This is a genomic window from Aromatoleum sp. (genome assembly GCF_036675785.1).
Taxonomy (GTDB): Bacteria; Pseudomonadota; Gammaproteobacteria; order Burkholderiales; family Rhodocyclaceae; genus Aromatoleum.
This window is the reverse complement of the sequence record NZ_JAKFEF010000060.1, coordinates 1-7,399: the sequence shown is the minus strand read 5'-3', so window position 1 is coordinate 7,399 and position 7,399 is coordinate 1. Positions and strand designations below refer to the sequence as shown.

Annotated in this window: 7 protein-coding genes; 3 read left to right on the top strand and 4 right to left on the bottom strand. The window is 68.2% G+C overall.

Annotated elements, in window-relative coordinates; all coding sequences use genetic code 11:
• Positions 1-775: class I SAM-dependent methyltransferase (locus V6M37_RS12330; RefSeq protein ID WP_332673688.1), on the top strand; the 775-nt coding region annotated here is incomplete at its 5' end.
• A complete protein-coding gene (locus V6M37_RS12325) occupies positions 772-1,827 on the top strand; it encodes a putative sugar O-methyltransferase (protein WP_332673686.1) in 1,056 nt (351 codons plus the stop codon). The genes V6M37_RS12330 and V6M37_RS12325, both read left to right, overlap by 4 nt.
• Here V6M37_RS12325 and V6M37_RS12320 read toward each other — a convergent pair.
• On the bottom strand, positions 1,791-4,166 hold the full coding sequence (locus V6M37_RS12320; RefSeq protein WP_332673684.1) for a glycosyltransferase: 2,376 nt from the start codon (positions 4,164-4,166) through the stop codon (positions 1,791-1,793). The genes V6M37_RS12325 and V6M37_RS12320 overlap by 37 nt on opposite strands.
• Before the next feature lie 2 nt (positions 4,167-4,168).
• Positions 4,169-5,302, bottom strand: a complete 1,134-nt coding sequence (locus V6M37_RS12315) for a glycosyltransferase (protein ID WP_332673682.1) — start codon at positions 5,300-5,302, stop codon at positions 4,169-4,171.
• A gap of 167 nt (positions 5,303-5,469) precedes the next feature.
• Here V6M37_RS12315 and V6M37_RS12310 point away from each other — a divergent pair, with 167 nt between their 5' ends.
• Positions 5,470-6,033 (top strand): RNA polymerase sigma factor, encoded by a 564-nt coding sequence (locus V6M37_RS12310; RefSeq protein WP_332673680.1) that lies wholly within the window; start codon positions 5,470-5,472, stop codon positions 6,031-6,033.
• On the opposite strand, the gene V6M37_RS12305 is transcribed toward V6M37_RS12310, so the two are convergent.
• Both V6M37_RS12305 and V6M37_RS12300 read right to left on the bottom strand, forming a co-directional pair.
• On the bottom strand, positions 5,958-6,224 hold the full coding sequence (locus V6M37_RS12305) for a hypothetical protein (RefSeq protein WP_332673679.1): 267 nt from the start codon (positions 6,222-6,224) through the stop codon (positions 5,958-5,960). The genes V6M37_RS12310 and V6M37_RS12305 overlap by 76 nt on opposite strands.
• On the bottom strand, positions 6,221-7,399 hold a 1,179-nt coding region (locus tag V6M37_RS12300), incomplete at its 5' end, for an O-antigen ligase family protein (RefSeq protein ID WP_332673677.1). The genes V6M37_RS12300 and V6M37_RS12305, both read right to left, overlap by 4 nt.

Here is a 7,399-nt window from a genome sequence, read left to right as displayed (position 1 = left end):
CAGACTTAGGAGTCGAAATGCCTACATCAATCGGCGTTACGGCTACGAACTCGAACCGGCCCCAAGCCTCGGGTTGCCTCTAGCGTATGCGCGCCCCCGATCGAGAGCTGCGGACGACCGAGTGTTCCGTCACCTGCCGCGGCCTCGTCGCGGCGCGCGGCTGCTCGATGTCGGCTGCGGAAGCGGGGCCTTCGTCGCGCGGGCAATCGCGCTTGGTTGGAACGCCCAAGGGATCGACAACGACGAGGCGGCCGTCAGGGCAGGCCAGGCGGCCGGCTTGCCGCTCTCGACGACACCCATCGAAGAACTGGCCGTGTCGATGCGCGGGTCCTTTGACGCGGTCACGATGGCGCACGTGATCGAGCATGTTCCGCATCCCGTGACGTTTCTCGGCGCCGCGCGGGCGCTCCTGCGCGACTCCGGCACGCTATGGCTGGCGACGCCGAACCTCGATTCCAGCGGGCACCGGCGCTTTGGCGAACGATGGATGCACCTTGACCCACCGAGACACCTCGTCCTCTTCGGGCAGCTGGCAATCGACAGAGCCCTCGGATCGGCCGGGTTCGAAATCCTCAGTACTCCGTCATCGGCCTCTGGAACCATTGCCTCCTATGCGCAGAGTTCACGGATCGCCCAAGGTCGCTTGCCGATCAGCGACTCACGCGTCCCGCCCCTCGTGAGAGCCGGCGGACTGGCCGCGGGATTGCGCTCACTACTGCAGTCGACGTTGTCGGAAGAACTGATTCGCCTCGCCCGACCGCGCACCGGCAGGTGAAGCCCGCGGCGGCCTTTCCGGGCCTGGCAGAGATGATGACCGAGATGCGAGACGCTCCCGCGATCGTGCAGCCGTCAAGCTATTGGGAGAGCCTCAACGACGCCAACATCGCGATGCTCCACAGCGATGGATTTGAGAACTTCAAGCGAACGATCAACCGAAATTACTTCAGCTGGGTGCCGCGGTCGCCACGGAACGAGCACTTTCGGATTGTTGCTCGGGACTGGCACCTGCTCCGCGTGGGCGTGTCTCCAATGTTCGCCAAGCTTGCCGACGGGGAAGACATCGAGTTCATGCCGCATGCGCTTCAGCGCCGGACGCACGCCGTCTTCCTGGCGCTGTTGTGGGAGTACGTTCGCGCACGGGATACGCGAGGGCTGCTCGCCGAAGCGGATGAGCCTTCGCTCGGCAATCCGATCACCGTTGGGTATCGCGGACGGTCGGTCAGCCAAGACTTGTGCAACTCGGCGCATGAGATCACCAGTATGCTGGAAACCCTCCCGAAGGCGCACGGGCCGAGCCGCGTCATCGAGCTTGGCGGCGGCTACGGTCGCGTCGCCTGGCTGATGCTAAGAGCCTTTCCGAGAGTTCAGTACATACTTGTTGATATACCGCCCGCCCTGGCTATCGCCCAGCAGTATCTCACCACGCTATATCCGGAACGCACCACCTTCCGTTTCCGTGCGTTCGGTGCCTATGAGGAGGTAGCCGAGGAGCTGAGTCATGCTGATATCGCATTTTTGACTCCTAATCAACTCGACCTGCTCCCGTCGATCGCGGCCGATCTATTTGTGAACATCAGCTCGCTACACGAAATGCGCCGGGAGCAGATCAGCCACTACATCGATCAGGTCGCACGGCATTGCACGGGATTGTTCTATACGAAGCAATGGCAGCGATCGGTGAACGTCGCGGACGATCTTGTCATCTGTCGTGATGAGTACCCAATTCCGAGTTCTTGGGAGAAGGTGTACTCCCGCGACCATCCACTACAGGCCCAGTTCTTCGAAGCGCTCTACCGAGTTTCGCCAGAGCCGGTCGCCTCGCGGTAGAGGGATTCCAGCCGAGGCACGACTGCATCCGGACCGTAGGCGGCCAGCGTAGCTCGACCCGCTGCAACCAATCTGAGGCGCAGGTCGGAATCTGTTCCGAGTCGGTGGAGCTCCTTCGCTAAGGCGCTGCTATCGCCCATCGCATAGAGCAGCCCATTCACGTCGTGTTCCACGATTTCCGCCGGCCCGCCTGCGTCTGCAGCCACCACGGCTACACCGGCGGCCAAACCTTCGAGCACCACTTGACCAAACGGCTCCGGCGTGAGAGACGCGTGCACCAGGATGTCCATATCCCACAGCTCCGACCATACATCGTTTCGAAAGCCGCGAAAGTCGACGCGATCATGAATCCCGAGCTCTTTGGCGAGTGAGTGAAGCCACGCCTCATACTCGATTTCACCGAACATCGGGGAGCCCACGAGAACGCATCTCGCAGGCCCTGTGGGGAATGCCTCCGCGAACGCCCGCAGCACGAGATCTTGGCCCTTCCATGGCGCGAGCCGACCGATGATCCCAACAACGATCTCTCCTGGTTCGCGCATCGGATACCTGGCAGGCGGGATGAGAACCTCGGGTAGCACCGAGTAGACGACGATCGGCGACACGTGTGGGTCGAGGGTGTCCATCGTCGAGTGCGAGTTCGCGATGACGAAGTTGGGCAGGTGCCTTGTCAGCAGCCGGACGAGCCGCACGGCGTGCTTGGGCAGGTAGTCCTCGGAGATCCGGTCGCGGATGTGCCAGACGGCCGGAACACCGGCCAGCCGCGCCGCAACGCATCCGTAGATGCCGGACTTCAGCGAGTTCGTGTGTACAACGTCGGGTCGCAACCGCCGGAGGTGGATTGCGAGACGGATCGTGTAGGCGGTGGTGGACCCGATGACAGAGAGCGGCAACGTCCCCGCGGTCACGCGTTCCTTGCGCAGGTTACGTGCACTCTCGCGCATCGGCAGCACCTCGATCGAAATGCCGGCTTGCACGAGTCGATCGGCGAACGGCCCGTCTTCAGCGAGGATCACGTGCGGCTCGACCTCGTCGAGATGCGGCAGCAGACGCAGCAGGGCGATCTCGCCGCCCGAGAGCTGCGCGACGTGGTCGAGGTAGACGACGCGCATCCGGCGACGCGCGGTGGCGTTCGGGTCGATGGCCTCGCGCATGACATCGCGATTGCGTCGTACGGCGGCCGACCACGAGAACCCCTCGGCGAAGCTGCGCGTCTCCTCGCGACTGGGAGTTCCGCCGGGCCGGGCGGCCGCCGCCATGCGTTCCGCGAGCGCCAGCACATCGTCGGGGGCGACCGTGAGCGACGGATCGAGCGAATGAACCGCCTCCGGCAACCCGCCGATGTCGGTCACGATCGTCGGCGTTCCGCATGCCGCGGCCTCGATGACGACGAGTCCGAATCCCTCGAACGAACGCGTCGGGACGACACCCAGGTCGGCGGCACGGTAGAGCTCGAGCAGATCCTCGTCGCTGATGCGCCCGAGCAGCCGCACGCTCTTCGCCAGCCCCAGTCGCTCGACCTGCGCCTCGAGTGCGGCGCGCTCCGATCCGTCGCCGGCGATCAGCAGCTGCGCGCCCTGCGGCAGCTCGGCGAGTGCGCGTGCCCACGCTTCCAGCAGCACATCGAGCCCCATGCGCGGCACCAGCCGGCGCACCGACACCGCCACGAACGCATCCGCGTCGAGGCCGAACCGCTCGCGAGCCGCACCTCGATCCCCCGGTGAGAAGCGATCGAGGTCGACCCCCGGCGGCACGACGTGCACGCGCCACGGCGACACGCCGTAGTTCTCCACGAGCACGCGCCGAAACGCGGACGTGAGGACGATGACGCGATCGGCGCGGCGGTACACGAGGCGCTCGAGCCCGCGGCGCAACCGATGACGCACGGGCGAGCTGTCGCCCGCGGAGACGTTCTCGTCCGCCCACGGTCCCTGGAAGTGCACGACGAGCGGAAGCGACCGCAGCCGCTTGCTCAGCAGCGGCAGCAGCGCGTACAGCGCGAAATGGGCATCGATGACGACGGCGTCCCGGCCGGCCTGGTCCGCCGCGCGCCACAGCGCGCCGAGCCGGTTGAGTAGCGGCGCGTCGTGGCGCGATACCACGGTCAGCCGCGGCGGGCTCTCCGGCGCGGGGCCGACGATAAGGCCGCGGGCTTCGGGAAGGTGCTCGAGAAGATCGCGGTAGTAGCGATCCAGACCACCGAGCTGCTCGGGAAACCAGCCCTTGCCCAGCATGACCACGGCGGGATGCTCAACAGCAGCGTCAATCGTCGCGATTGCGTCCTCCCCGGATGCCGGCTGCTCTGGCTCCTGGGTGCCAGCGGATGTCTGCGTCGCCACGATCACGCCGCCCGTGGCGCCGCGCGAAACGACTCGGCCCCGGACTCGATCACGTCGACGAGCCGGGAACGAAACGCGTCGACTGAGAAGCGACGCGCCATCGCCGCAAGCGCGTCCGGCGCCGTCTCGATCGCGTCGCAGCGATCGATCGCGCGCAGCACGTCGGTCGCGTCATGGCGCTGGAAGAAGGCACCCGACACGTCGTCCTCGATCGTCTCCAGCGCACCGCCGTCACCGAGTGCCACCACCGGCTTGCCGGCCGCGTTGGCCTCGACGGGCGTGATGCCGAAGTCCTCCTTGCCGGGCAGGCACAAGGCGCGGCAGCTCTCCATCAGCGTCGTGATGTCGGCGTCCGGCAGGCGGCCGTGGAACGTGACCGTGGGGCCGGCGCGGCGCTGCAGGTCCCCCAGCGCCGGCCCGGTGCCGACGACGTCGAGCCCGATGCCCGCCTTCGTCGCGGCGTCGACGATGACGTCGACGCGCTTGTAGGGCAGCAGGCGCGAGACGACGAGCAGGCGCTCGCCGCGCTCGCTCGGCGTGAAGCGCTCGACGCTGACCGGCGGGTAGACGACCGGCGCGTCGAGGCCGTAGCGCAGCTTGATGCGATCGCGCACGGCGTTGCTGATCGCGATGTAGAGATCGGCGCGTCGTGCCGCGGTGTGATCCCACCGGCGCACGAGACTGATCGCCGGCTTGAGCATCTGCTTTCGGCGCGATGCGCCGAGGTGATCGTCGGCGTACAGCCACCGCGCCGGGGTGTAGCAGTACACCGCGTGGAAGCTCTCCGGCGCCGTGCGGACGCTGTGCGCCCAGCCGCTCGAGCTCGAGATCACGACGTCCTGCGACAGTGTGCCGAAGGCGCGAAACGCGGCCGGGTACAGCGGGAAGAGGTTGCGGAAGCCTGCGTCGACCGGCAGACGATCCAGGGGTGATGTGCGCACGTCGTGGTCCCTGAATTCCGGGAACGTCGAGTCCGGCCGGTAGAGCGAGGTGAAGATCGGTGCCTGCGGCCAGATTGCGGCCATTTCCAGCACAACTCGCTCCGCTCCACCGGGCTGGTTCAGATAATCGTGAACGATCGCCACCGAACCCACGCTGCTCGGCGCGGGGGAATCATTGGGCGAATTGAACGCCATCGTTTCCGCCAGTGACACGGTGCTGTGAACGCTCTGGGCGATCAGGTGTCAGAGGCAGGAACAATGCTGGACAAACCTCAGGCGAGGCTAGCACGCACCCTGACACCCACAGACGGCAATTGTCGAACCCGTGCAACCATGCTGGCATCCGCCCTTTCCGCGACGCGATGCCTGTGCGTGACTTCGCGGCCGTCTACGACGAGCACGTCTGGCAGGTATACGGCTACTACGCCTACCGGCTGCGCAACCGCAGCGAGGCCGAAGATCTCACGCAGCTGACGTTCGAACGCGCCCTCAAGGCGTGGGGGCGCTACGACGCGTCGCAGGCGACCCTCGGCACGTGGTTGATGGCGATCGCGCGCAACCTGCTCATCGATCACTTCCGCGCCGATCGCAGCGCGCGCAACGAGCCGCTCGACGACGTCGATGCCGAGCATCGCGCGCTCGAGGCGCCGCCAGAGCTACCCGACCTCGGCCTCGAGCCGGATCTCGAGCGTGCGCTGGCCACGCTCAGCGACCGTGAGCGCGAGCTCATCGCCCTGCGCTTCGGCGGCGATCTCACCGGCCCCGAGATCGCCGCGCTCCTGGACCTCAGCCTCGCCAACGTGCAGCAGATCCTCTCGCGCTCGCTGCGGCGGCTGCGGGCGCAGCTCGATCAGGTACCGAGCGGGCCGACGCCCGCGACGCTGGCCGCGCCCGCGAGCAGCAGCAGCGATCCCGCTCCCGCGTAGCCGGCGATCAGCAGGCGCAGGCGCGCCGGGCGGGTCCGCGCGTCCACCCCGGACAGCAGCCGACGTCGCAGCTCGCCGCGGAACGCCGCCGCCGGCACCGGACGCTCGCGTTCCAGGCGCGCCGCCAGCTCGACAAGCTCCTCCGGCGTGCCGTGCTCGAGGTCCTGGCGGATGTCGCGCCGATCGGTCATCGCCGAGCCAGGAACGGCGATCGGGGGTTGAGGCTGCGGGCCTTGCGCAGCGCGGCCAACGCGGCCGCGGCCTGCCCGCGCCGCGCCTCGATGCGCGCGAGGACGAACCACGTGCGCCAGTTCGTTGGCTCCTCGGTAGTCGCCACCCGCGCTGCCATCGTGGCGTCCTTCAGCGCGCCCGCCTCCTCGAGCACGAGCGCCTGCTGCAGGTGCGGCGTCGCGGCCGCGGGCTGGAGGCGCTGGGCCGTGCGCGCGTCCTGGAGCGCGGCGACGAGCTTGCCCTCGGCCGCGGCGTCGCGGCTGTCGCGCGTCGCGAGCGCTCCCGCCATGGGCACCGCGATGACGCCGAGCGCAACGGCGGCGAGCACAGCCAGCAAGGTCCGGGGCAGCAGCAGCGGCCACCGGGGTGCCGTGGGCTCCGCCTCGCCGACCTCGTCGGGCGCACGCCCCGCGACGATGACCGCGCCCAGCGCCATCACGACGCATGCGATCGCCGCCATTTCCCAGACCCATTCGAACGCGGCGGACGCCAGGAATGCGGCGAGCCCGCCGACCGCTGCCGCGATTGCGATGCGCAGTTCCAGAGCCGCGCGCCGCGAGCGAGCGATCGCCGTGGCGGGCAGGAACGCGAGCAGCCCGCCGAGCAGGGCCAACCCGACGATTCCGGTCTCGGCGAGCGTCTCGAAGTAGAGCGTGTGCGCATCGCGGATGAAGCCCGGATCCGTCCCGTGGCGCGCCCACCAGAACTCGAACGTCCCCGGGCCGATGCCCTTCCACGGCGCGGTCTCGTTGGCGTCGAGCGCCGTCTGCCAGTACTGGTAGCGGCCGTTGCCGCTGACGCCCGACAGGCGGCTGAACACATTGTCGGGTCCGCCCCCAGCGACCGCTCCCACCGGTGCCTTGAACTCCTGCCACTGGTCGTTCGCCCAGCCCGGCGCGCCCGTCGCGACACCGACCGCGCAGACGACGGCAAGCACCGCCAGCGCCCGCACGGCGAACGCGCGCCGCCCGGGCGCCAGCAGCGCCGGCCGCTCGAGATGCCGCGCCGCGAGGCCCATCGCCACCTGCAGCAGGGCGACCCCCGCACACACGATGACCACGAGCCAGAGCAGCTCCGTTCCCTGCTCGCGGGCGAGCGCCGTCACGATGCCGTCCTGCAGCGCGTCGCGCTGGGA